At 66.2% G+C, this 22830-nt stretch carries 20 protein-coding genes and 1 pseudogene; 4 read left to right on the top strand and 17 right to left on the bottom strand.

The annotated features are described in order from the left end of the window. Positions 1-40: 40 nt before the first annotated feature. The gene (mutL, locus tag ACXJL8_RS10060) at positions 41-1852 is read right to left on the bottom strand and encodes a DNA mismatch repair endonuclease MutL (RefSeq protein ID WP_456617547.1); all 1812 of its coding nucleotides are present in this window, start codon (positions 1850-1852) and stop codon (positions 41-43) included. 230 nt (positions 1853-2082) lie between these two features. On the opposite strand from mutL, the gene ACXJL8_RS10055 reads away from it, so the two are divergent. Beyond that, positions 2083-2400, top strand: a complete 318-nt coding sequence (locus ACXJL8_RS10055) for a ribbon-helix-helix domain-containing protein (protein ID WP_456617548.1) — start codon at positions 2083-2085, stop codon at positions 2398-2400. 219 nt (positions 2401-2619) lie between these two features. Here the strand turns inward: ACXJL8_RS10055 and ACXJL8_RS10050 are convergent, their stop codons facing one another. From ACXJL8_RS10050 to ACXJL8_RS10035, 4 genes are read right to left on the bottom strand one after another with little or no spacing between them, the layout of a single operon-like run. Then, positions 2620-4188: a GMC family oxidoreductase gene (locus ACXJL8_RS10050; RefSeq protein ID WP_456617549.1), complete on the bottom strand. Its 1569-nt coding sequence runs from the start codon at positions 4186-4188 to the stop codon at positions 2620-2622. A 30-nt stretch (positions 4189-4218) separates the two neighbouring features. Then, complete coding sequence (locus tag ACXJL8_RS10045; RefSeq protein ID WP_456617550.1) at positions 4219-4767, bottom strand: gluconate 2-dehydrogenase subunit 3 family protein; 549 nt, start codon at positions 4765-4767, stop codon at positions 4219-4221. Positions 4768-4811: 44 nt separating this feature from the next. Next, positions 4812-5207 (bottom strand): VOC family protein, encoded by a 396-nt coding sequence (locus ACXJL8_RS10040; protein WP_456684944.1) that lies wholly within the window; start codon positions 5205-5207, stop codon positions 4812-4814. After that, positions 5208-5594: a c-type cytochrome gene (locus ACXJL8_RS10035; protein WP_456617568.1), complete on the bottom strand. Its 387-nt coding sequence runs from the start codon at positions 5592-5594 to the stop codon at positions 5208-5210. A gap of 327 nt (positions 5595-5921) precedes the next feature. Between ACXJL8_RS10035 and ACXJL8_RS10030 the strand changes: the two genes are divergently transcribed. Further along, on the top strand, positions 5922-6227 hold the full coding sequence (locus tag ACXJL8_RS10030) for a hypothetical protein (RefSeq protein ID WP_456617552.1): 306 nt from the start codon (positions 5922-5924) through the stop codon (positions 6225-6227). Between the two features lie 68 nt (positions 6228-6295). Here the strand turns inward: ACXJL8_RS10030 and arfB are convergent, their stop codons facing one another. The 7 genes and pseudogenes from arfB to ACXJL8_RS09995 form a co-directional block, all read right to left on the bottom strand. Continuing rightward, complete coding sequence (gene arfB / locus ACXJL8_RS10025) at positions 6296-6718, bottom strand: alternative ribosome rescue aminoacyl-tRNA hydrolase ArfB (RefSeq protein ID WP_456617553.1); 423 nt, start codon at positions 6716-6718, stop codon at positions 6296-6298. Positions 6719-6847: 129 nt separating this feature from the next. Then, a complete protein-coding gene (locus tag ACXJL8_RS10020; RefSeq protein WP_456617554.1) occupies positions 6848-8218 on the bottom strand; it encodes a M16 family metallopeptidase in 1371 nt (456 codons plus the stop codon). Beyond that, positions 8215-9606, bottom strand: coding sequence for a M16 family metallopeptidase (locus ACXJL8_RS10015; RefSeq protein WP_456617555.1), 1392 nt, complete (start codon positions 9604-9606; stop codon positions 8215-8217). Before ACXJL8_RS10015 ends, ACXJL8_RS10020 begins: the two co-directional genes overlap by 4 nt. A gap of 209 nt (positions 9607-9815) precedes the next feature. Next, positions 9816-10538 carry a hypothetical protein gene (locus ACXJL8_RS10010; protein WP_456617569.1) on the bottom strand — a complete coding sequence of 241 codons (723 nt, stop codon included), beginning with the start codon at positions 10536-10538 and terminating at the stop codon, positions 9816-9818. Positions 10539-10632: 94 nt separating this feature from the next. After that, positions 10633-10911: pseudogene (locus ACXJL8_RS10005) on the bottom strand (signal peptidase II); the annotation flags it as partial. 42 nt (positions 10912-10953) lie between these two features. After that, entirely contained in the window at positions 10954-13968 is a 3015-nt protein-coding gene (gene ileS / locus ACXJL8_RS10000) for an isoleucine--tRNA ligase (RefSeq protein WP_456684943.1), read from the bottom strand. 202 nt (positions 13969-14170) lie between these two features. Continuing rightward, a complete protein-coding gene (locus ACXJL8_RS09995; RefSeq protein ID WP_456623392.1) occupies positions 14171-15142 on the bottom strand; it encodes a bifunctional riboflavin kinase/FAD synthetase in 972 nt (323 codons plus the stop codon). Between the two features lie 230 nt (positions 15143-15372). Here ACXJL8_RS09995 and ACXJL8_RS09990 point away from each other — a divergent pair, with 230 nt between their 5' ends. After that, on the top strand, positions 15373-15768 hold the full coding sequence (locus ACXJL8_RS09990) for a response regulator (protein ID WP_027551917.1): 396 nt from the start codon (positions 15373-15375) through the stop codon (positions 15766-15768). 174 nt (positions 15769-15942) lie between these two features. Here the strand turns inward: ACXJL8_RS09990 and ACXJL8_RS09985 are convergent, their stop codons facing one another. From ACXJL8_RS09985 to ACXJL8_RS09975, 3 genes are all read right to left on the bottom strand, one after another. Then, positions 15943-16797, bottom strand: a complete 855-nt coding sequence (locus ACXJL8_RS09985; protein ID WP_456623391.1) for a TIGR01459 family HAD-type hydrolase — start codon at positions 16795-16797, stop codon at positions 15943-15945. Positions 16798-16812: 15 nt separating this feature from the next. Then, on the bottom strand, positions 16813-18261 hold the full coding sequence (locus ACXJL8_RS09980; RefSeq protein ID WP_456684942.1) for an EAL domain-containing protein: 1449 nt from the start codon (positions 18259-18261) through the stop codon (positions 16813-16815). A gap of 143 nt (positions 18262-18404) precedes the next feature. Continuing rightward, a complete protein-coding gene (locus ACXJL8_RS09975; RefSeq protein ID WP_456623389.1) occupies positions 18405-19967 on the bottom strand; it encodes a winged helix-turn-helix domain-containing tetratricopeptide repeat protein in 1563 nt (520 codons plus the stop codon). 120 nt (positions 19968-20087) lie between these two features. Here ACXJL8_RS09975 and ACXJL8_RS09970 point away from each other — a divergent pair, with 120 nt between their 5' ends. Further along, the gene (locus tag ACXJL8_RS09970; protein ID WP_456623388.1) at positions 20088-20927 is read left to right on the top strand and encodes a class I SAM-dependent methyltransferase; all 840 of its coding nucleotides are present in this window, start codon (positions 20088-20090) and stop codon (positions 20925-20927) included. Here ACXJL8_RS09970 and ACXJL8_RS09965 read toward each other — a convergent pair. Beyond that, positions 20914-22104 (bottom strand): YihY/virulence factor BrkB family protein, encoded by a 1191-nt coding sequence (locus tag ACXJL8_RS09965; RefSeq protein ID WP_456623387.1) that lies wholly within the window; start codon positions 22102-22104, stop codon positions 20914-20916. The two genes, ACXJL8_RS09970 and ACXJL8_RS09965, sit on opposite strands and share 14 nt — an antisense overlap. After that, a complete protein-coding gene (locus ACXJL8_RS09960) occupies positions 22105-22704 on the bottom strand; it encodes a phage holin family protein (RefSeq protein WP_456623386.1) in 600 nt (199 codons plus the stop codon). Positions 22705-22830: the final 126 nt, after the last annotated feature.

The raw sequence follows: 22830 nt of genomic DNA, 5'->3' as shown, positions 1-22830 counted from the left end.
AAGTGGTGGATTACGCCTTCGGCTAATCCACCCTACGACATCACCGTCTTCCAAACAGCTTCTCGACATCCGCAAGCTTCAGCTCGACATAGGTTGGGCGGCCGTGGTTGCACTGGCCGGAGTTCGGGGTGTCCTCCATTTCGCGGAGCAGGGCGTTCATCTCTTCCGGCCTCAGCCTGCGGCCGGCGCGCACCGAGCCGTGGCAGGCCATGGTGGCGGCGACATGCATCAGGCGGCGCTCCAGCGGCAACGCCTCGTCCCATTCGGCCATGTGCTCGGCGAGATCGCGCAGCAGCCCGCCGGCATTGGCCTTGCCGAGCAGCGAGGGCGTCTCGCGCACTGCGACCGCGCCGGGGCCGAAGGATTCGATCGCGAGACCGAACGAGGCAAGCTCGTCGCCGCGCGCGAGCAGCCGCTCCACCGTGGCCTCGTCCATCTCGACGATTTCGGGGATCAGCAGGATCTGCCGCTGCACGCCATTTGCGGCGAGCGACGCCTTCAGCCGCTCATAGACGATGCGCTCATGGGCGGCATGCTGGTCGACGATGATCAGGCCGTCGCGGGTCTGCGCGACGATGTAGGTCTCATGCAGCTGCGTGCGCGCGGCTCCCAGCGGACGGTCGACCAGATCGCCCACGGGCTGCGCGTCGATCCGCACGTCCGCGCTCGGCGCGCCGACGTCGAACGCGGCCTGGGCCCGCTCCGCGAAGGCGGGCGCGGCGGCGCCGTCGAAGGACGGCAGCGGCGCGGCGGGAGCGGATGGCGACTGCCGCCAGTCCCAGCTTGCCGGGCGCGGCGTGAAGGCGGGCCGGAACGACGACAGCGCGCTGCCGCCGCTGTTGGCCGCGGTGCGCCTGCCCTCGCGCGCGAGCCCTTCCTTCAATCCGTGYACGATCAGCGCACGCACCAGGCCGGCATTGCGGAAGCGTACCTCGGTCTTGGCCGGATGCACGTTGGCGTCGACCTCGCGCGGGTCGAGCGTGACGAACAGCGCCAGCACCGGATGGCGGTCGCGCGGCAGATAGTCGGAATAGGCCGCGCGCACGGCGCCGAGGATCAGCTTGTCGCGCACCGGGCGGCCGTTGACGAAGAGATACTGCCCGAGCGCGTTGGCTTTGGTGAGCGCCGGGGCCGCGGCATAGCCGGCGACCACAACGCCCTCGCGCTCGGCATGGACCTCGATGGCATGGCTGCGAAACTCCGCCCCCAGAATATCGCCGAGCCGCGTCAGGCGTCCGGCCGCGCCGGGCAGGGCCGCCGCCCAGGTCACCGGCGCACGCTCCTCGCCCGCCAGCGTGAAGGCGATATCGGGCCGCGCCATCGCCAGCCGTCGCACCACCTCGCGGATCGCCTCGGCCTCGGTGCGGTCGGTCTTGAGAAACTTCAGCCGCGCCGGCGTCGCGTAGAAGAGGTCGTTGACCTCGACGCGCGTGCCATGTGCGAGTGCCGCCGGCATGATCTCGGACTTCTCGCCGCCCTCGACGGTGAGTGCCCAGGCATGCGGCTCGCTCGCATGCCGCGTGGTGATCGACAGCCGCGCCACCGATCCGATCGAAGGCAGCGCCTCGCCGCGGAACCCGAGCGTGCGGATCTGCAGCAGGTCCTCGTCGTCGAGCTTGGAGGTGGCGTGGCGCTCCACCGCGAGCGACAGGTCCCTGGCGGTCATGCCGCCGCCATCGTCGGTGATACCGATCCGGCGCCGCCCGCCGCCATCGGTGAAGACGTCGATCCGGCTCGCGCCGGCATCGATCGCGTTCTCGACGAGCTCCTTGACCACGCTTGCGGGACGTTCGACCACCTCGCCGGCGGCGATGCGGTTGACGACCTGCTCTGGCAATTGGCGGACGGGCATGGGGCTTTCGATTTGGATTCGCTGACGGCGCTATTCTAGGCCCTGATGCGTCAAAAGCATGTGTTGAGCAACAGCAACGTGGCGGGCTGGGGAAGAAGGATATCTATCACATTGAAGACATTGGGCGTTCGCGGAAATCGCGAACCGGAGATCCCGCCACGGTCCCAATTGTGAGGGGCCGGGCACGGGTGTAGCATCGTGAAAAAACGGCAACAGGACGGGAGGACGCCATGTGCCATTTGTTCGCGCACCAGCCCCAACGCGACTACGAATCCCAGACCCGCTCGCTGCGGATCGACGGTCATTGCACTTCGATCCGGCTGGAAATGGCGTTCTGGGACACGCTGGAGGAGATCGCGGCCAAGGAAAGCATGAGCCTCGGCAAATTCCTCACCACGCTCTACAACGAGGTGCTCGACCATCATGGCGAGGTCAACAATTTCGCCTCGCTGCTGCGCTGCTCCTGCCTGATCTATCGATCCAGGAGCATGGTGCCGGTGCAGGATTTCAAGCGCTCTGTTGCGCCGATTCTCGATGCGGCTGAATAGCGGCTATCGTGCGAGCTGCACCCTCGATGTCGTCCCGGCGAAGGCCGGGACCCATACCGCGTGATCTATCGGTTGCAGAAGATAGGAGTACCGAACGCCTAATCTTCGCCAAACTGGGCCCTGTGGCTATGGGTCCCGGCCTTCGCCGGGACGACACCTTGAGTGTGGATACGCAATCCCTCCTCAAAGTCGCCCCGGCGAGCACGATGCAATGTAGGATCAAATCTCCTTCTTCTGCATCGCGCCGGCGATGTAGTCGGCCTGCCGGATCGCGAGAGCGACGATGGTCAGCGTCGGATTGCAGGCCGCGCCGCTGGTGAACTGGCTGCCGTCGGAGACGAACAGGTTCTTGACGTCGTGGCTCTGCCCGAACTTGTTGACCACGCCGTCGCGCGGTTTCTCGCTCATCCGGTTGGTGCCGAGATTGTGCGTGCTCGGATAGGGCGGCGTCGGATAGGTCACGGTGGCGCCGACGGCGTCGTAGACCGCCGCCCCCTGCTTGTAGGCGTGCGCGCGCATCGCGAGGTCGTTGGGATGATCGTCGAAATGCACGCTCGCGACCGGTTGTCCGAACTTGTCCTTCACGGTCGGATCGAGCGTGATGCGGTTGGTCTCCTGCGGCATGTCCTCGCCGACGAGCCACATGCCGGCCATCCTGGGATAGCCGTCGAGCGCTGACGTGAACGGACGGCCCCAGGCGCCGGGATTGAGGAAGGCCGCCATGAAGGGCAGGCCGATCGACAGCGTCTCCATCTCGTAGCCGCCGACGAAGCCGCGCTTCGGATTGTTGGCGGCCTCGTCGCGGATGATGCCGGCCATCGTGGTGCCGCGATACATGTGCACCGATTTCTCGAACACCGCATAGACGCTGCCGGTCATGTGGCGCATGTAGTTGCGGCCGACCTGTCCCGATGAATTGGCAAGACCGTCGGGGAACGTGGTCGAGGCGCTGTTGAGCAGCAGCCGCGGGCTTTCGATCGAATTGCCGGCCACCGCGACGATGCGGGCCTTCTGGCGTTGCATCGCGCCAGTCTCGTCGGCGTAGACGACGCCGGTCACCTTGCCGCTGGAATCATGCTCGATCTTGACCGCCATGCTGCTCGGCCGCACCTCGAGATTGCCGGTCGCCTCGCCCTTGGGGATCTCGGTGTAGAGCGTCGACCAYTTCGCGCCGGATTTGCAGCCCTGGAAGCAGAAGCCGATCTGCTGGCACGAGCCGCGTCCGTCGCGCGGCTGGCTGTTGATCGCCATGTTGCCGGTGTGCACGGTCTTGTAGCCGAGCTTCTTCGCGCCGGCTTCGAGCACCTTGAAATTATTGTTGCCGGGAAGCCCGGGAATGCCGTTGGTACGGGTCACGCCCATCTTGTTCTCGGCCTTGGCGTACCACGGCTCCATCTCCGCCAGCGTCACCGGCCAGTCCAGCAGATTGGCGCCGGGAATGTTGCCGTAGGTGCTCTTCACCCTGAACTCGTGCTCGTCGAAGCGCAGCGACGCGCCGGCCCAATGCACCGTGGAGCCGCCGACCGCCTTGACGATCCAGGCGGGGAGGCCCGAAAAATCCTTGGCGACGCGCCATGTTCCCGACGTGGTGCGGGCATCGGTCCAGGCCAGCTGGGAGAAACTGTCCCACTCGTCGTTGGTGAAGTCCTGGTTCTCGATGCGCGGACCGGCCTCGAGAATGACGACCTTGACGCCCTTCTGCGCCAGCTCGTTGCCCAGCGTGCCGCCGCCGGCACCGGAGCCGACGATCACCACAACGCTGGAGTCGTTCAGATCGAATTTTGCCATATGCGTTCTCCTGAACCGTTGGGGTGCGACCTAAGCTTTCGGCAGCCAGTCGATGTCGGCAAAGCCGCGGTTGATGTAGCCGCCATGCTCGGCGGAGGAGCCCTCGTAGCCGAACCGCGGCCAGACCTCTTTCTGGTTGTAGAGCGAGACGATGAGGTCGCCGCGCACCTTCTGGAAGAAGTCGCTCTGCTCGATCTCCTTCAAGAGCACCACGCGGTCGGCCTCCCATGGCACTTCGGCGTAAGCCACCTTGTGGCGATCGCGCGCGTTCTGATCGAGCCGTGTGATGCCGTCGCTGATCAGGATCTTGACGGCGGGGTCCTTGGCCGCCTTGCCGTCCCACGGCTTGATCGCGGTGATGTAGTAGCTGTCGCCGAGCACGTCGTGCGGATAGATGTCGCGCGCGACCTTCAGCAGCGTCTTCATCGTCGCAGGCGAAAGCGCGCTGGAGTCATCGGCCCAGGCGCCCTCGATGCTGACGGCAACACTGGTCGCGGCAGCTGCGACCGGCACGGCCGCCGCCGCGCCCTTGAGAAAGACGCGGCGGCTGTGCTTGCTTCGACGATCGACTTCTCTCATGGCATTTCCTCCGTATTTTTGTGATTTGGATTTTTGTGAGTTGATCAGTTGAAACGTCCGCCCCGCTGGATCACCTCGATCTTGTAGCCATCGGGATCGCTGACGAAGAAGAAGCGCGCCAGCGTCCTGCCGTCGTGCTTGAAGTCGCGTAAGGGGCCCGGTGCGAGCTTCTCGCGCTCGAAGCGGGCATGCTCGGCATCGAGATCGTCGACCACCACGGCGAGATGGCCGTAACCGTCGCCGAGCGCGTAGGCTTCCTTGCGATCGAAATTGACCGTCAGCTCCACCTCGAAGGGTGAGGACGGGTGACGCAGATAGATCAGGGCGAAGTCCGCGAACTTCAGATGGTCGGCGACCTCGAGGCCGAAGGCGCGCTTGTAGAAATCTAGCGAGCGCGCCTCGTCGAGCACGCGGATCATGGAATGGACCGGCTTTGCCATTCAGTTCTGCTCCCTGAGAAAGGCGATGATGGCGGCGCGCGTCTCCGGCTTCGCCTGCCGGTAGACCATGACCACGCCGGGAATGACGGCCTGCGGATTGGTCAGCCAGGCGTCGAGCCTGGCCTCGTCCCAGGCGAAGTCCGCTTTCGCCAGGCTGTCGGAGTAATGAAATCCTTCGACCTTGCCGGCTGGCCGTCCCACGATCCTGACCAGCGGCGGACCTTGCCGCATCGGTTCCGACAGGTTCGTGGTGTGGCACACCGCGCATTGCTGCTTGAAGAGTGTCGCGCCATCCGGCGGCTTTGCGGCCGGCAAGGGCATCTGTGCGTGGGTGACCCGCACCACCAGCACCACTGCGGTGCACAATCCCAGCACGACTGCCCGCATCGTCAAGAGCCTGCCCATCCACATCAACGCAGCGTGCGCAAACTCTAGGCGCGACCAAACCTGCGGTGGTAGTAGCGGGCTGTTTCGTTGTCGAAGCCGTTAGTCCGTCAAACGCGAGGGGCTCGCGGCCTGCGCGTGTTCCGCGCCGCCGCATATGAGGAAAGCATTTCCGCGAAATGGCCGCGAAATTCCTAAACGATGACCACACGACGCGGGTTGCATGGGGCCGCGCCGTTCGAATCTCGGCGCGGTGAGACGGTCCGGTCCAGGCGAACGGCGTTGGGGATACGCCGAACCGTTCATCGCGAACCAATCCAGGAGAAATGGATGAAGTTGATGAAGACCTCTGTGATCGCATGCGCTCTCTCGGCACTGCTGGTGGGGCCGGTTCTTGCGCAAGGCGCGCCGTCCGACTCCAAGTTGCGCGGTGGCGCGCAAGGCAAGACCATGCAGGGCGGCGCCCCGAGCAGCGATGACGAGGATTTGGCCGCGCAGCCGGGCGCTGCGGGCGAGAAGACGGGTATGAAGTCGACCAAAGGGACGAAGGGCACGGTCGGCACCACCGGTAGCGCAGCGCACAAGGGGACGGTCGACGATGCCGCCTCGGGCACCAGCGCCGGCAAGCGTTACTGACGCCACCCACCACAGCAAACCTCCGGTCGCCCGGCGGCCGGAGGTTTCTTGGTCAATGTCCGGGTCGGTCAGTCGTCGAAGCCGCGGCCGCCACCGCGTCCGGCCTTGACGTCGCTGCGGCGCTTCTTGCCTTCAAGCCGGCGCTGCTTGGAGCCGAAGGTCGGCCGTGTCGCGCGCCGCGGCTTCGGCCGTATCATCGCCTCGCTCAGGATCTCGACGAGCCGGTCGATGGCGTCCTGGCGGTTGCGTTCCTGGGTGCGGAAGCGCTGTGCCTGGATCACGATCACGCCGTCCTTGGTCATGCGCTGGCCGGCGAGGCGGGCAAGGCGCAGGCTGGCATCCTCGGGCAAGGTGAGCTTGCGCGTGTCGAAACGCAGTTGCGCCGAGGTCGCGACCTTGTTGACGTTCTGCCCGCCCGGGCCGGAGGCGCGGACGAAGCCGATCTCGATGTCGTCCTCGTCGATGACGAGATCGCGGGATATCCGCAGCATGGTGGCACCATTCGTGATGCCCGGACATATCCCGGACGTCCAGGTTGGGCAATGGCGCTCATGCGAAACGCAAATGGCCGGGCGAGCCCGGCCATTTCAGAAAGCGTGCGGAAGACGTCAGTTCGACATTCAGTTCGACTTGGGCGCCGCGGCCGCCGGTTGCGCGGCGGCCTGCGGCGCGCGGCCGACGACGACGGTCAGGAGCCCCTGGCCCCACAGCCGCTTCGCGGCCGCCTTGGCGTCATCCAGCGTCACCGCGTCGACGATGGCGTTGCGCTTCTCGATATAATCGATCGGCAGCTTGTCCTGCTGGTACTGCAACAGCGCCTGCGCGAGCTTGGAGGAGGTATCCAGCGCCAGCATCTGCGAGCCCTTGAGATAGGACTTGGCCTCGTCGAGCTCCTTCTGGGTCGGGCCCTCGTCGGCGATGCGGCGGACCTCCTTCTCGATGGCGTCGATGGTGTCGCCGGCACGGTCGGCGCGCGTGCCGGTATTGCCGATGAAGACCGCCGAATGCTCCATCCAGAGCAGCGATTCGAACACCGAATAGGCCAGCCCGCGCTTCTCGCGGACCTCGCGATAGAGCCGGGAGGACAATCCGCCGCCGCCGAGGATGTGGTTGACGACATAGGCCGCCATGAAGTTCGGATCGCTCCGCTTCACGCCGGGGCCACCGAAGGTGATCACGGTCTGCGGCACGTCGAGCGGCACGAAGGCGCGCTGCGGCGGTTTTGCCGCCTCGACGTCGGCGACCGGCGTGAGGTTGGCCTTGGCGGGCAGGGCGCCAAAAGTGTGGTCGAGCAGCTTGCCGAGCGTGGCCGGATCGACGTCGCCGACGACCGCGATCTTCAGCCCGTCCTTAGCCAGCACGCGGCCGACGTAATCCTTCATGTCGGCGGCCGTGATGGTCGGCACGCTGTCGAGCGTACCGTTGGTCTGCCGGCCATAGGGATGATCGCCGAAGGCGACCTCCAGGAATTTGCGGCTCGCCAGCGACGACGGGTTGGTGGTCTCGCGGCGCAGGCCCGAGATGACCTGCGAACGGATGCGCTCGACATCGGCGGTGTCGAAATGCGGCGAGGTCAACGCCATCCGCAACAGGTCGAAGGCCTCGTCCTTGTTGTCGCGCAGCATGCGCAGGCTGCCGCGGAAGGAATCGCGGGTGGCGCTGAAGGAGAGCTCGATGGCGCGGCGGTCCAGCCGCTCGTGGAACGTCTTGGAGTCGAGATCGCCGGAGCCTTCGTCGAGGAGGTCGCCGACCAGATTGGCGACACCCGACTTGTCCTTGGGATCCTGCGCCGAGCCGCCGGCAAAGGAATATTCCATGGCGATCAGCGGCACGGTGGCATCCTGGACGAACCAGGCTTCGATGCCGCCCGGCGAGGTCAGGTGCTGGATCTTGGCAGCCGCCTGTGACGGCGAGATCGCAGTGAGCGCGAGCAATGCGCCGGTGGCAAGGGACAGTGCGGCGCGCCGCGCGCGAAGGAAGGAATAGGTCACGAACGCTTCTCCTCGCGCTTGGTGGTCGCGGTGTCCTTGATCAGATAGCCCGTCACCGAGCGCTTCTTCTCGAGCCATTTCTGCGCAACGGCGCGAACCTGATCGGCGGTGACCGCGCGAATGCGGTCGGGCCAGCTCCTGATGTCCTCGACCGACAGGCCCGTGGTCAGTGCGCCGCCATACCAGCGCGCCAGCACCGCCTGGTTGTCCTGGGCGTAGATCGCTTCCGCAATCAGCTGGGTCTTGACCCGCTCGAGATCCTCGGCGCGGACCGGGTTCTGCGCGATGTCGGCGATGACGCCGTCGACCACCTGCTCGACCTCGGCGAAGCTGACGCCGGGTTTCGGCGAAGCCGAGATCGCGAACTGGGTCGGGTCGAGCGAGATGCTCGAATAGCTGGCGCTGGCGGAGACCGCGAGTGGCTTGTCGACGACGAGCGCACGGTAGAGATAGGAATTGCTGCCGCTGCCCATCAACTGCGCGAGCACGTCGAGGGCCGCGCTCTCGCCGGCCGCGGCGGTCGTGGCCGAGGGCACCAGATAGTAGCGGCGCACGCCGGGCTGCTCGACGCGCGGATCCGACAGCGTGACGGTGCGCGGCGCGGCCGGCTCCGGCTCCTGCGGGCGGATGCGCCGCGCCGGGATCGCCGGCTGGGCCGGGATCGGGCCGAAATTGCGCTCGACCAGCGGGCGCACGTCGGCGGCCTCGACGTCGCCGGCGATCACCAGGATCGCGTTGTTGGGCGCGTAGAAGCGGCGGTAGAAGGCCAGCGCATCCTCGCGATCGAGCTTCTCGATCTCCTGGTGCCAGCCGATCACGGGCCGGCCGTAGGGATGATTGAGATAGAGCGCGGCCATGATCTGCTCGTTCAGCCGCGCGTCCGGATTGTTGGCGACGCGCATGTTGTATTCTTCGAGCACGACGTCGCGCTCGGGCAGCACGTTCTCGTCCTTGAGGATGAGGCCGGTCATGCGGTCGGCCTCGAACTCCATCATGGTCGGCAGCTGCTCTTTCGGCACCCGCTGGTAATAGTTGGTGTAATCCACCGAGGTCGAGGCGTTCTCGTTGCCGCCGACGCGAAGCACGGTCTGGGAGAATTCGCCGGCCGGATGCTTTTGCGTACCCTTGAACATCAGGTGTTCGAGGAAGTGGGCGAGTCCGGACTTGCCCGGCGTCTCGTCGGCCGAGCCGACCTTGTACCAGATCATCTCCGTGACCACGGGCGTGCGGTGATCCGGAATCACCACGACCTGGAGGCCGTTGCTGAGCGTGAAGCTGGCGGGCGGGGCCGATGTCACCGTGGTCTGGGCGAGGGCGGCGTTGGCTGTCAGGACACTCGTCGAAAGCAGCGCGGCAAAAAGGCAGGCAACCGATCGGTTTGCGGACATCATGATCCCTGGTGAAAGGCCGAGCCCGGATGTCCGGCTCGGAGGCACGGCATGGTACACCGTGCGGCTGAGGCTTCGCGTCACGAAGCAGAGAACTCAACGCCTAGGCAAGTTACTGATAAGCAATTTAAGGGCCGCGTCCGGCGTGCATGAGCGGCCGGCGTCCGGTTCGCGCCGCTGTCAGGCCTCGCGGCGGGCAAGGAGCGCTATTACTCCTTGTCCTTGCCGGACATGATGTCGAAATAGGTCCGCCGCGACTTGTCCTCGCCGGCGCCATAGGCATAGCTCGGCGAAGGCGTCTGGTAGCCCGGCGGCGGCTCGACCAGCGACTGGCGCGGCGGCTCGCTCGTGAATTGCTTGGTCTCGCCCTTGCCGCCCTTCATCATGTTCCACAGGCCGCCGGTGAAACCGAGCTCGGCCGGCATCAGCGACGGGTTGCCGTTGGTGCCCGGCTGGATCGGATCGTTGCTCGTGCGCTCAGGCGCAGCCGTCTGGCCGGCCTTCATTTCGGCGGGCGTCAGCGGCTGGGCGGCCTGCCAGTTCTCGGTCGCCTTGACCGCCTTCTTCCGCTGGGCGATCGCCTCCTTGCGGCGCCTCTCGTCCGGGTCCTTCGGCCAGTTCGGCGCGGCCTTGGCCTGGGTCTCGACGGGCGGCGGCAGGTCGAGCTTGGGCGGCACCACCAGCGGCGACCGCTCGCGGTACTCGATACCCTTCTTCTCCATGCTCTTGGCGCCGATGCCGGACATCAGATTGTCGATGAGCTTCTCTTCGAAGGTCATATCGTCATCATCGTCGCCGTCGTCACCGGCGCGGACCGCGCCTGCCGACATCACGAGCCCGATGCCGAGCGCCACAGCGGACAATTTCAGTGCCCGCCAAAGCCCCTGCCTGGGGTCTCGAACCATCGAAACACTGGTCTCGGAGCTGCGCATCACTGTACCTGTTCCAAATTGTGGCAGATTGCYGTGTCGCGCACGGCCGACCTCGCCAAGCAAGGTTCCACCCGCCGGCCCGTATCGGCTGGGATCAGGGCGCTTTTGCGGCGGGTACCCCCAGGAAGGAATCATACAATAGGGCCGCCACCCCAGCAACGATGGCCACGTCGGCGAGGTTAAAGACGTACCAGTTATAGGTATTTCCGCCGATTTCGATATGAAACAGGGCGAAATCGACCACCGCGCCATAGGCCAGGCGGTCGATGCCGTTGCCGATGGCGCCGCCGATGATCAGTCCGAGCGCGACGGTGGCAAGCAAGGTGTGCGACCGGGCCATCCAGATCGCCAGCGCCACCACCGCGACGGCCTTGTGGTGGTTATGGGTCCMGGCCTTCGCCGGGACGACACAAAATCAGACCCCCACCCCCAGCGCCTTCCATTCGCGCAGCGCCTTGGCATCGCGCGGGGTGACGTCGGGGTACTCAGGGTCTTCGCCGACCGTCGGCGAAATCTTCCAGGAGCGGGCGCATTTGGTGCCGACTGCTTTCTCCACCACGACCGCCACACCGGGCACGGCATCGAGACGGAACGCAGCCGCAGGCGCCTCACTCTCGCGCACCTCGTAGTTCGACGTGATGCAGATTTCGGCGAGATCGACGTCGAACAGCGTCGCCAGCATGTCGCGGTCAGCGATATAGATGACCGGCGAGGCCTCGAGCGACGAGCCGATGTTCTTGGCGGCGCGTTCGAGCTCCAGCGCCCCGGTGACGACGCGGCGGACGTTGCGGATTGCCTCCCACTTCGCGGCGAGCTTGTCATCGCGCAGCTTGTCGAGATCCTCCGGAAACAGCGTCAGATGCACCGAGGGCTCGGCATCGGGCCGGTACATCCGCCAGGCCTCATCCGTGGTGAAGCTCAGGATCGGCGCCAGCCATTTCAGGATCGAATTGCACAGCAGGTCGATCGTCGTCAGCGCCGCCTTGCGCGTCGGCGAGGACGGCGGATCGCAATACAGCGTGTCCTTGCGGATGTCGAAATAGAACGCGGAGAGCTCGCTGTTCAGGAAGGCGGACAGGGTCGCGACCACGGTCTTGTAGTCGAACTCCTGATAGGCCTCGCGGATCGTGCCGGCGCGGACCGCGAGCTCGTGCAGCATCAGCCGCTCGAGTTCCGGCATGTCGGCGTGCGCGACCGCCTCGGCCGGCTTGTAATGATGCAACGTTCCGAGCATCCAGCGCACGGTGTTGCGCAGCTTGCGATAGGTCTCGATGGTGTTCTTCAGGATCTCCGGGCCGATGCGCTGGTCGTCGGCATAGTCGGTGGCGCAGACCCACAGGCGCAGGATGTCCGCGCCCGAATCCTTGATCACCTTCTGCGGCTCGACGGTGTTGCCGATCGACTTCGACATCTTGCGGCCGTTCTCGTCGAGCGTGAAGCCGTGGGTCAGCACGATGTCGTAGGGCGCGCGGCCGCGCGTGCCGGCGCTTTCCAGCAGCGAGGAATGAAACCAGCCGCGATGCTGGTCGCTGCCTTCGAGATACATCACGGTGTCGCTGCCGCCGTCGACCTTGCGGACGATGTTGCCGAGCTGCGGGAAGTTCTGCCGATCCTCGAGCACGAAGGCGTGCGTGGATCCGGAATCGAACCAGACGTCGCAGATGTCGTCGACCTTCTTCCAGTCCTCGTTCGCGCGGGACCCGAGGAAGCGCTCGCGGGCGCCCTGCATGTACCAGGCGTCGGCGCCTTCCTCCATGAAGGCCTCCGTGATGCGCTGGTTGACGATCTCGTCTTGCAGGATCTCGGCCGAGCCGTCGCTCTTCTCGCGCACGAACACGGCAATCGGCACGCCCCAGSCGCGCTGGCGCGAGATCACCCAGTCCGGACGGTTGGCGATCATGCCGTTGATGCGGTTCTCGCCCGACGGCGGCACCCATTGCGTGACCGAGATCGCATGCAGCGCGCGGGCGCGCAGCGTGTCGCCCTTCTTCGCGTGGCCATCCTCGCTGATTTCCTTGTCCATCGCGATGAACCATTGCGGCGTGTTGCGGAAGATCACCGGCTTCTTCGAGCGCCAGGAATGCGGATACTGGTGCTTGAGGCGGCCGCGCGCCAGCAGCTTGCCGGCCTCGATCAGCGCCTTGATCACGGCCTCGTTGGCATCGCCCTTCTCGCCCTTGTCGGTGAGCACGCGCTTGCCGGTGAAGCCAGGGGCCTGTGCGGTGAAGGCGCCGTTCTCGTCGACGGTATAGGGGATGGCGGTCGAGATGCCGCGCGCATCCAGCTCGCGGGTATTGGCCGTCCAGACGTCGAAGTCCTCGCGGCCGTGGCTCGGCGCGGTGTGCACGAAGCCGGTGCCGGTATCGTCGGTGACATGCTCACCGGCGAGCAGCGGCACGGTAAACTCATAACCGCCGCCAAAACCGCGCAACGGATGGGCGCATTCCACAGCGTCAAGCGTATCGGCCGGGATATCGCGCACCTTCTTATAGGCCGTGACGCGCGCCTGCTTGAACACGCCTTCGGCGAGCGCATCGGCGAGGATCAGCAGATCGCCATTCTTTGCCCAATTGTCTGATGGTGCATCGGTGACCTCAAACAGACCGTACGCGATTTTCGGCGAGAAGCTGATGGCGCGGTTGCCGGGCAGCGTCCAGGGCGTGGTGGTCCAGATCACGACCGAGGCATTGGCGAGCGCGCCATGCGCGGGCGACGTGACCGGGAATTTCACCCACACCATGTCGGAGGTGTAGTCCTCGTACTCAACCTCCGCCTCCGCGAGCGCGGTCTTCTCGACCACGCTCCACATCACCGGCTTGGAGCCGCGATACAGCGTGCCGTTGGCGGCGAACTTCATCAGCTCGCGGGCGATCTGCGCTTCGGCGGGATAGCTCATCGTCTGATAGGGATGATCCCAGTCGCCGATGATGCCGAGCCGCTTGAATTCCTCGCGCTGCACGTTGATCCAGTGCGTCGCATAGGCGCGGCACTCTTTCCGGAACGCCACCATCGCGGCGGAGTCGCGGAAATCGGGCTTCTGCTTGCCCTTGGAGCGGTAGTTCTCCTCCTCGATCTTCCATTCGATCGGCAGGCCGTGGCAGTCCCAGCCGGGCACGTAGTTGGAGTCGAAGCCGAGCATCTGCTGGCTCTTGGTCACGACGTCCTTGAGGATCTTGTTCAGCGCGTGCCCGATATGGATGTTGCCGTTGGCGTAGGGCGGGCCGTCATGCAGCACGAATTTGGCGCGGCCTTGGGCTTCCTGGCGCAGCTTGTCGTAGAGGCCGATGTCGTTCCAGTATTTCAGGATCTCCGGCTCGCGCTGCGGCAGGCCGGCGCGCATCGGGAACTCCGTCTGCGGCAGGAACAGGGTTTTCGAATAGTCTTTGGCGTCGGACTTTTGGGCGTCGGACTTTTGCGGCTTTTCGGACATGAGGCTGACTGGCTCGGAAGGGCGCGGGAAAAGATGGCGATGCGGAATCGCGGGGTGGAACGACAACATCCCGGTCTTGCGCCGAGCCGAAGGCTCAGGCGGAAGCCGGGCCGCTAATCCCTATGATGCGCCGCGCAAACATGGGCTCTCCATAGCAGCCGGGCCGGGGAAGCGCAAAGCCCGGCGGGCCGGTCTGGGGCCCTCAATCGATCGCCCCTAGCCTCGGAAACGCATCCGGCGCGGCCGCCAGCATGGCGCGGGCGCGGGCGGAATCGTCGTCCATCTGGCGGATCAGGGCCTCCAGGCTGTCGAATTTCAGCTCCTCGCGGATGAAGCCGATGAAGGCGCAGTCGAGCGCCTGCCCGTAAAGGTCGCCCTTGAAGTCGAACAGGAAGATTTCCAGGAGCGGGGCGCCATTGTCGAAAGTCGGGCGCCGGCCGAAGCTGGCCACCCCGTCGAGGCGCTCCGTGCCGCGGCCGACCCGTACCGCATAGATACCGTGCTTCAACCCACAATTGGCATCCAGCCGGATGTTGGCGGTGGGATAGCCGAGGTCGCGGCCGCGCTTTTCGCCGTGGATCACCTCGCCGGTGATGAACCAGGGCCCGCCCAGCATGGCGGTGGCCTCGTCGAGTTGGCCCTCGGCGAGTGCGATCCGGATGGCGCTGGAGGAGACCGGCCGCTCGTCGATATCGACATGCGGCTGCACGTCGACCTCGATGCCGAGCCGGGGCGCCTCGTTGACCAGGAGGCTCGGCGAGCCGACCCGTCCCTTGCCGAAATGAAAGTCGTAGCCGACCGCAATGCCGCTCACCCCGAGGCGCCCGATCAGCTCATGGTAAATGAAATCTTGCGCGGTGGTCCCGGCGCGGGCCTTGTCGAAGGTCATGACCACGGTGCCGGCAAGCCCGGTGCCGGCCAGGAGCCGCAGCTTGGCAGGCTCGTCCGTCAGGCGGAATTGCGGGGTGTTGGGGCTGAAAAACCGGCGCGGATGCGGCTCGAAGGTCAACGCCAGTGCAGGGCGGCCATGCGCGCGGCCCATTTCCAGGGCTGCGGCGATCACCGCCCGGTGGCCGAGATGAACGCCGTCGAAATTGCCCATGGCGACTACGGCCCCCCTCAGGATCGCGGAATCCGGCGTGGTGTCGCGGATAACGGTAAAATGCGGGGCCATCAGGGGAATTCTCGAGCCGGGCAGGACGGGCCGGGACCGTGGCTTGACCGGCCGGATGAAGTCAAGCGGGGGGATGCGACCGCATTGAACACGATTTCAATCCTGCCAGGGTCGCCCCAGTTAACGGGCTGTTTAACGCCTTGGTGCTAGTCCTTGCATGTGGAACCGCCGGGCTCCGTCCCGGCCGGTCCGATCGTAATATTCCTGGGTTTGCGTTTGGGGGAGTCGAGATGGCGGTTGATTTGTCGATGCCGGTTCTGGTGGTGGACGACTACAGCACCATGATCCGTATCATCAGGAATCTGCTGAAGCAGCTTGGCTTTGATAACATCGACGATGCCAGCGATGGCTCGGCGGCGCTCAACAAGATGCGCGGCAAGAAATATGGGCTCGTGATCTCCGACTGGAACATGGAGCCGATGACGGGCTACGATCTGCTGCGCGAAGTGCGCGCCGATCCCAACCTCGCCACCACGCCCTTCATCATGATCACGGCGGAATCCAAGACCGAGAACGTGATCGCCGCCAAGAAGGCCGGTGTGAACAACTACATCGTAAAGCCGTTCAACGCGGCGACGCTGAAGACCAAGATCGAGGCGGTCTTCCCGGACATGGCGAGCGCGTAAAGCGCGCTCTTCGCCGGACAACAATCTTCCATTGGGATCGTCATGCCCGGGCTTGTCCCGGGCGTCTGGCGTTATCCGCCGTCGTTCCGGGGCAGTGCGTCAGCACTGAACCCGGAATCTCGAGATTCCGGGTTCGATGCTTCGCATCGCCCCGGAATGACGGAAACTAGAAAATCACCACTTCAATTCGCGCATCAGCGCCTTCGGCGGGTGGCCGAACAATTCCGTCACGGAAGCCGGATCGAGCTGGTCGAGGCCCTCGAACTCCTCGGAATGGATGCCGCGGGTGACGAACAGGCAGTCGATGCCGAATTCGCGCGCGCCGGTGAGGTCGGTGCGGACGGAATCGCCGATCGCCAGCACCTTCTTCCGATCGATCTGGTGGCCCTGGCGTTCGCCGGCCAGCGCCATCGCGCGCTCGTAGATCGGCCGGTGCGGCTTGCCGTAGAAGATCACCTCGCCGCCGAGCTCGCGATAGAGCTCCGCGATCGCGCCGGCGCAGTAGATCAGGCGGTCGCCACGCTCCACCACGATATCGGGATTGGCGCAGACCAGCGTCAGCTTGCGCTCGCGGGCCTTCAGCATCATGCCGCGATAATCTTCCGCCGTCTCGGTCTCGTCGTCATAGAGGCCGGTGCAGACGATGTAGTCGGCCTCTTCCAGCGGCGCGGTCTTGGCATCGAGGCCGCGATAGATCGAGTTGTCGCGCTCGGGGCCGAGCCAGAACATTTTTCGTCCGGGGTGCTCGGCGACATAGAGCCGCGTCAGATCGCCGGAGGAGACGATCGCGTCATAGGTCTCGTCGGCGACACCGAGCTTGCGCAATTGCCGCTGTACCGAGTCGGCCGGGCGCGGCGCGTTGGTGATCAGGATCACCGTACCGCCGCGGCTGCGATAGGTGTGCAGCGCCTCGCAGGCCTCGGGGAAGGATTCCAGGCCGTTATGGACCACGCCCCAGATATCGCTGAGCACGACGTCGACGCCGCCCACGAGCTCGCGCAGGCTTTCGGCGAAATGCAGCGTGGTCATGACGCGCGCGGCCGATCAGATGCGGCGCGCAAGCGCCGCGCTGCCGGTGATGCGCTGGGGCGGAGGCGCGGCAGACGTCGCGCCTGAGCTTTGTGTACCGGAGCCATTGGTTCCCTGAGTGTCCTGAGCCTGGGTGGGCGAGGCCCCGCCGGTAGCAGACGCCCCCTCCGGCCGCAATGGCCGGGGCGGCGCGAACAGAAAGCCCTGGCCGAACCGCACGTCATAGTCGAGCAGGTCGACCACCGCGCGCTCGCCCTCGATCCGCTCGGCGATCAGGTCGATGCCGAAGCGGCCGAGCAGGTCCGACAGGTCGGACGGGTGGATGTCGGAGGTCGAGGCCTGCCTGGGGTCGAGCAGCAGGGAGGCGGGGACCTTGATGAAGCGCACGCCGCGGTCGGCGAGCTCGCGCGGCTCGATCCTGAGGTCCGTGACATGGTCGATCGAGAAGCGGAAACCGCGCTGGGCGAGGGCTGCGAGGTTCTCGGTCTCGGCCGGGCCGAGATTGCGGAAGGTCGATTGCTTGAATTCCAGCACCAGCGACGGCGCCAGCGCCCGGTTGGCTTCGAGGAAATCGAGGCACTGCGCGAAGGTGGTGGAGTTGCCGAGCGTGGAGGCGGCGACGTTGCAGAACACGCCGACATCCTTGTTGCGCACCATCAGCCGGCGCAGCACCTGCACACAGCGCAGCATCACCATGTTGTCGATGCGCCCGATCAGCCCGGAGGCCTCGGCGATGCTGATGAAGTCCTCGGCGACGATCAGCTGGTCGCGTTCGTCGCGCACCCGCGTCATCGCCTCGTAGAAGCGCACCTTGCGCTGCGGCAGCGTCACCATCGGCTGGAGGAAGATGTCGATGCGGTTCTCGTCGATGGCGTTGCGCAGCGTGGCCAGCAACTGGGTCTGGTTGCGCCCGCCGGGGGCCTGGACCAGCGGCGGCGCGGGCCGCGGTACTGCCGGCCGCGGGGGCGGCGCAACCGGCCGCTCCTCGACCGCCGCGATCAGGTCGAGCGTCGGCTCCGGTTCCGGCCTGGCGACCGGAGCGGGAGAAGGCGGGGTGCCGTCAGCCAGCAGGTCCTCGTGGGCGGACACGGTGGCGGCGAGCTGCCTCACCAGCCCGCCGAGCTCGTTGATCTCGCCGACCACCGACTGGATCCGGTCGGAGTTGGTCGAATTGGAGGAGACGATGCGCCCTTCCACCGCCGCGAGCCGGCGGCCGAACTCGGCCACCTGGCGGGCGAGGTCGGCGGTGCCGCGCGACAGATCGGCGATCTGGCCGCCGACGTCGCTGCGGTCGCGCAGCCGCATCGACACCGCGTTGTAGAGGATCAGGAAGGTCAGCGCGGTCAGCGCCACGATCGCGGATTCGGTTCCGCTGATGCCTGCGACCGAGTAGAGGACTAGCCCGAGCGAGGCCGCGACCAGAACCATGCAGATGGCGATGAAGATCGTCGAAATGCGAATCATGCCGCGCGTTACGCCTCAAGTGCTGGACTGCCTCACCCCGGGAAAGCACGGGCCTGGTCCGGCGCCGTCACGTCTCATGCTCCCCCAAGCCGCATCACCCTAACATCATTGTTGATTCGAGGGGATAGCGGCTGCTTCGCGGCTTAGGTCAGGCCAGCCCGGCGAAAGCCTTCGAGATAGCGCTCGCGGTCGGGGGCGAGCTTGATCGGCATGAACTCCGCGATCCAGGCGAGCGAGACGTTCGGCTGGGCGCGGCGGAGTTCCTTCAGTGCCGCGCGGGCGATCTCGCCGTGACCCGCCATGCCGGCGGCCGCGGTCAGCACCCGGTGCGCGCCGACGAAGTCGCCGCGCTGGCGCAAGGCCTCCTGTGCGAGCCGGATGGCTTCCTCGTCGTCGCCGCCAAGAAAGCGGGCATAGGCGGCGATGCCGAAATAGACCGGCGCGTAGGGGTCGCGTGGGCTGAGGCGGATGGCCCGGCGCGCGGCCTCGTCGGCATCCTGCCAGCGGCCGCAATAGCCGAGCGCCAGGCCATAATAGCCCTGCGCCAGCGCAAAATTCGGATTGAGCCGCAGCGCGGTCTCGAATTCGGCGAGCGAATCCTCGAACCGCCGCGCGAACAGGTCGACATGGCCGAGCGCATTGTGCGCCCAGGCATCCTCGTCGTCGGCCCGGATCGCGGCCCGCGCCGCGCGCTCGGCGACCGGCATTGCGGCGTCCATCTCCATCCAGCCCATATGTGCCGTGAACATGTAGCTGGTGCCGAGCAGTCCGAGCGCCTTGCCGTAGTTCGGGTCGAGCGCGATGGCTTTTTCGAGCAGGGCCTGCGCAACCATGTGGTCCTGCCGCGTCACGCGCCAGTAATGCGAGAGCGCGCGCATTAGCAGGTCCCAGGCATCCATGCTGCCAGGCGGCTTGCGCTGGGCGCGAAAGCTCTCCGCGGCATAGAGCTGCGGCTCGATCGCCGCGACGATGCGTTCGGTGATCTCGTCCTGCACGGCGAAGACGTCGGCGAGTTCGCGGTCGTAGCGTTCGGCCCAGAGATGGCTGCCGGTGGCGACGTCGTTGAGCTGTGCGGTGATGCGGACGCGGCCGCCTTCCTTGCGGACGCTGCCTTCGACGACATAGCGCACGCCGAGCTCCTCGGCGACCTGGCGCAGGTGAACCGTGCGGCCCTTGTAGACGAAGGAGGAGTTGCGGGCGATGACGAAGAACCAGCGCAGCTTCGACAGCGCGGTGATGATGTCCTCGCTGATGCCGTCGGAAAAATAATCCTGCTCGGCCTCGCCGCTCATGTTGGTGAAGGGCAGGACGGCGATCGCGGGGCGGTCGGGCAGCGGCAGTCCAGCCGCCTCCGCGCCGGCTGGCCCGCCCAGCGCCGCCGGCGTGGTGGCATGAGCGAGCTCGGTCGCCTCGGCGACGAAGCGCACGCCCTTGCGCGCGACGGTGCGGATCAGCCGCTGCTCCTCGCCGGAATCGCCGATTGCGCGCCGTGCGGCGTTGATCCGGCTGGTCAGCGTCGATTCCGAGACGACGCGGCCGTTCCAGATCGCATCGAGCAGATTGTCCCGCGTCACCACACGCTCGCGGTTGCGGACCAGATAGAGCAGGAGATCGAACACCTGGGGCTCGAGCGCGATGAGCGTGTCCGCCCGCCGCAATTCGCGGCGCTCGGGATCAAGCACGAACTCCTCGAACCGATATGCCACGCGTCACCTCGGCTTTCGCTCGGAAATCAAGGTGCTCTCAGCGTAAAATAACGCCCGTCTCAAGGCCAGCGACCCGCATGCGCCCTATCGTCCCGGCGTTTTCAACCGCAGGAGATTGCCATGTCGACATCCGCCGCACTCAAGCCGGTCGCAGCCCAACCCGATCTCGCCGCCGTCAAGCAGCGCCAGCACGGCGCCTGGTCGTCCGGCGACTATGCCGTCGTCGGCACCACCCTGCAGATCGTCGGCGAGCAGCTCTGCGAGGCGCTCGACCTGCGCGCGGGCAGCAAGGTGCTGGACGTCGCCGCCGGCAACGGCAATGCGACACTGGCGGCGGCCCGGCGCTGGTGCGACGTCACCTCCACCGACTATGTTCCCGCGCTGCTCAAGCGCGGCCGCGAGCGGGCGGCGGCGGAGCATCTGATGATCGAATTCCGCGAGGCGGATGCCGAAGCGCTGCCGTTTGCGGATGCGAGCTACGACGTCGTGCTCTCGACCTTCGGCGTCATGTTCACGCCGGATCAGGACAAGGCGGCTGCCGAGCTGGCGCGGGTCTGCAAGCCCGGTGGCAAGATCGGCCTCGCCAACTGGACGCCGCAGGGTTTTATCGGCCAGCTCTTCAAGACCATCGGCAAGCATCTGCCGCCTCCGGCCGGTGTGAAGTCGCCGGCGCTGTGGGGCACGGCGGCACGGCTTGAGGAGATGTTCGGCGGCCAGGCATCGGAGATCGCCGCCGAACCGCGCATGTTCGTGTTCCGCTATCGCTCGCCCGAGCACTGGCTCGACGTGTTCAAGTCCTTTTACGGGCCGATGCTGAAGGCCTTCGCCGCGCTCGACGAGACCGGCCAGGCCGCGCTGCGGCGCGATCTCATGGACCTGCTCGGCGAGTTCAACCATGCCGATGACGGCACGGTCGTGGTGCATAGCGAATATCTGGAGGCGGTGATCAGCAAACGCTGAATTGCCGTCGTGATAGGTCAGGCCGGGCGCCCGGCCTGACCATGGGATCAGATGGCGCGGCGGCGCCGACCGTGTCGGCCGCAACGGCCTCGCGGCCGCCGAGCGGCTTGGGCCGCCCGGTGGTCGTGTCCCGCAATGTCTGCCGTTCGATCTCCGAGTTCAGTTCGGCGCCGAACATGATGACGATCGCCGACATCCACATCCACATCATCAGGCCGATCGCCGCCCCGAGCGAGCCGTAGGTGACGTTGTAGTTGGCGAATGCCGAGAGATACCAGGACAGCAGCGCCGAGCCGGCGATCCAGAGCATGGCGGCCGCCACCGCGCCGATGCTCAGCCATTGCCAGCGCGGCGCGTCGCGGCTGGGCGCGAAGCGGTAGAGCACGGCAAGCGCCGCAAGCAGAATGACGAACAGCAACGGCCATCGCGCGAGAGCGACGATCAGCTTGCTCTCGGGCGCGATGCCGAGATGATCGAGCGCGAGCGGGAAGGCGACCACGGCGCCCACCATCAACAGCAGCGCCGCGATGCCGCCGACCGTGAAGGCGAGCGATATCAAGTTCAGCCGGACGAAGCTGCGCTTCTCGCGCTCCTCATAGGCGACGTTGAGGGCATCGAAGATCGATTTGACGCCGGCATTGGCGCTCCAGACCGCAAGCACGAGGCCGAACAAAAAGGTGACGCCGAGGGCCGTATTGCCGTTCGACACCACGCGCGCGACCTGGTCCTCGACGATCTGGAATGCGCCTTCGGGCAGCATCATCGCGAGCGTCTGAAGGTTGGCGCTGATCGTCTTGGGATCGGCGAACAGGCCGTAGGATGAGACCAGCGCGGTCACGGCGGGGAAGACCGCGAGCAGGCCGAAGAAGACGACGCCACCCGCGGTCGCGAGCAGGCGATCGTCGTCGATGCGCTGATAGGTACGCCAGAGGATGTCCTTCCAGCCTGCCCAGGGAATCGCGAACGGGCTTTTCGAGCGGCGGCCGCGGCCGGGCTCGAGGGCTGCGCCGGCCGGGCTCGTTTCCGGCGAATTCCCCTCGTTGTTCCGGTGGTCTTGCGGAGGCCCCGATCGAATCAGGCGGGAGTCCTGGAAGTAGCGTTCCGCGGTCAGCACGAAGATTGCGGTGGCGGCGACCAGCAGCCAATTGTCGAGCTGCTCGGAGCGCCGCGCACGCATTCAAGCGTCCAATCCACGCCTGCCGCGCCTCCGGCGCGCCGCCGCGAGGCCCAGCAGCCCGACGGCTGCGAGCATCACGCCAAGCTGCACCGGGCGGTTGGCGCGACCCGGCCAGGCCTCGCCGCCATGTCCTCGTTGATGTCCTCGTTCACCGGGCGCGTGCGGCACCAGAGGAATCGTTGTCGCGACCTCCTTCACCGCCTGCTTGACCGTTCCGCGCGGAATGCGCGGGGAGACGATCGCCACGCGCAGGCGGCTGGCAAGCGGCACGATCGGCTTGGTCCGGCGCTTCATCTGAGCCACGGCCACGCCGCCGCAGGCCGCCGCCAGCACCAGCAGCACGGCGCCGACGGCGCCGAGCCCCCAGAATTGTCCGTAAATGACCGCAACCCAGCGGTACAGGGCGATCAGGCCGACGAACAAAGCCGCCAGAACGAACACGCCGGCCACCACGAACAGTCCCGCCGCAACCGCGTATGACGTCACCGTGCCGGTCGCCTGGTCGGCCCGGTCACGCAGATAGGATCGTGTGGCGCGTTTGACGTGATTGAGCTTGAGCGCCACGCCCGCGCGCAGCAATTCGCCCGATGGCGCAAGCATGCGGACATCCTCCGAGAGCGAGACATTCGTCGGGGGATGAACGTGGCGGTATTTGACTTGTTCCGCCGGCGCGCGCCGGCCTTGGTTCCGCCGGCGTGCGCCGGTCTTGGTTTCGCCGGCGTACGC

It is taken from the genome of Bradyrhizobium sp. P5_C11_2, from assembly GCF_054049755.1.
This window is presented reverse-complemented; position numbering and strand designations above follow the sequence as displayed.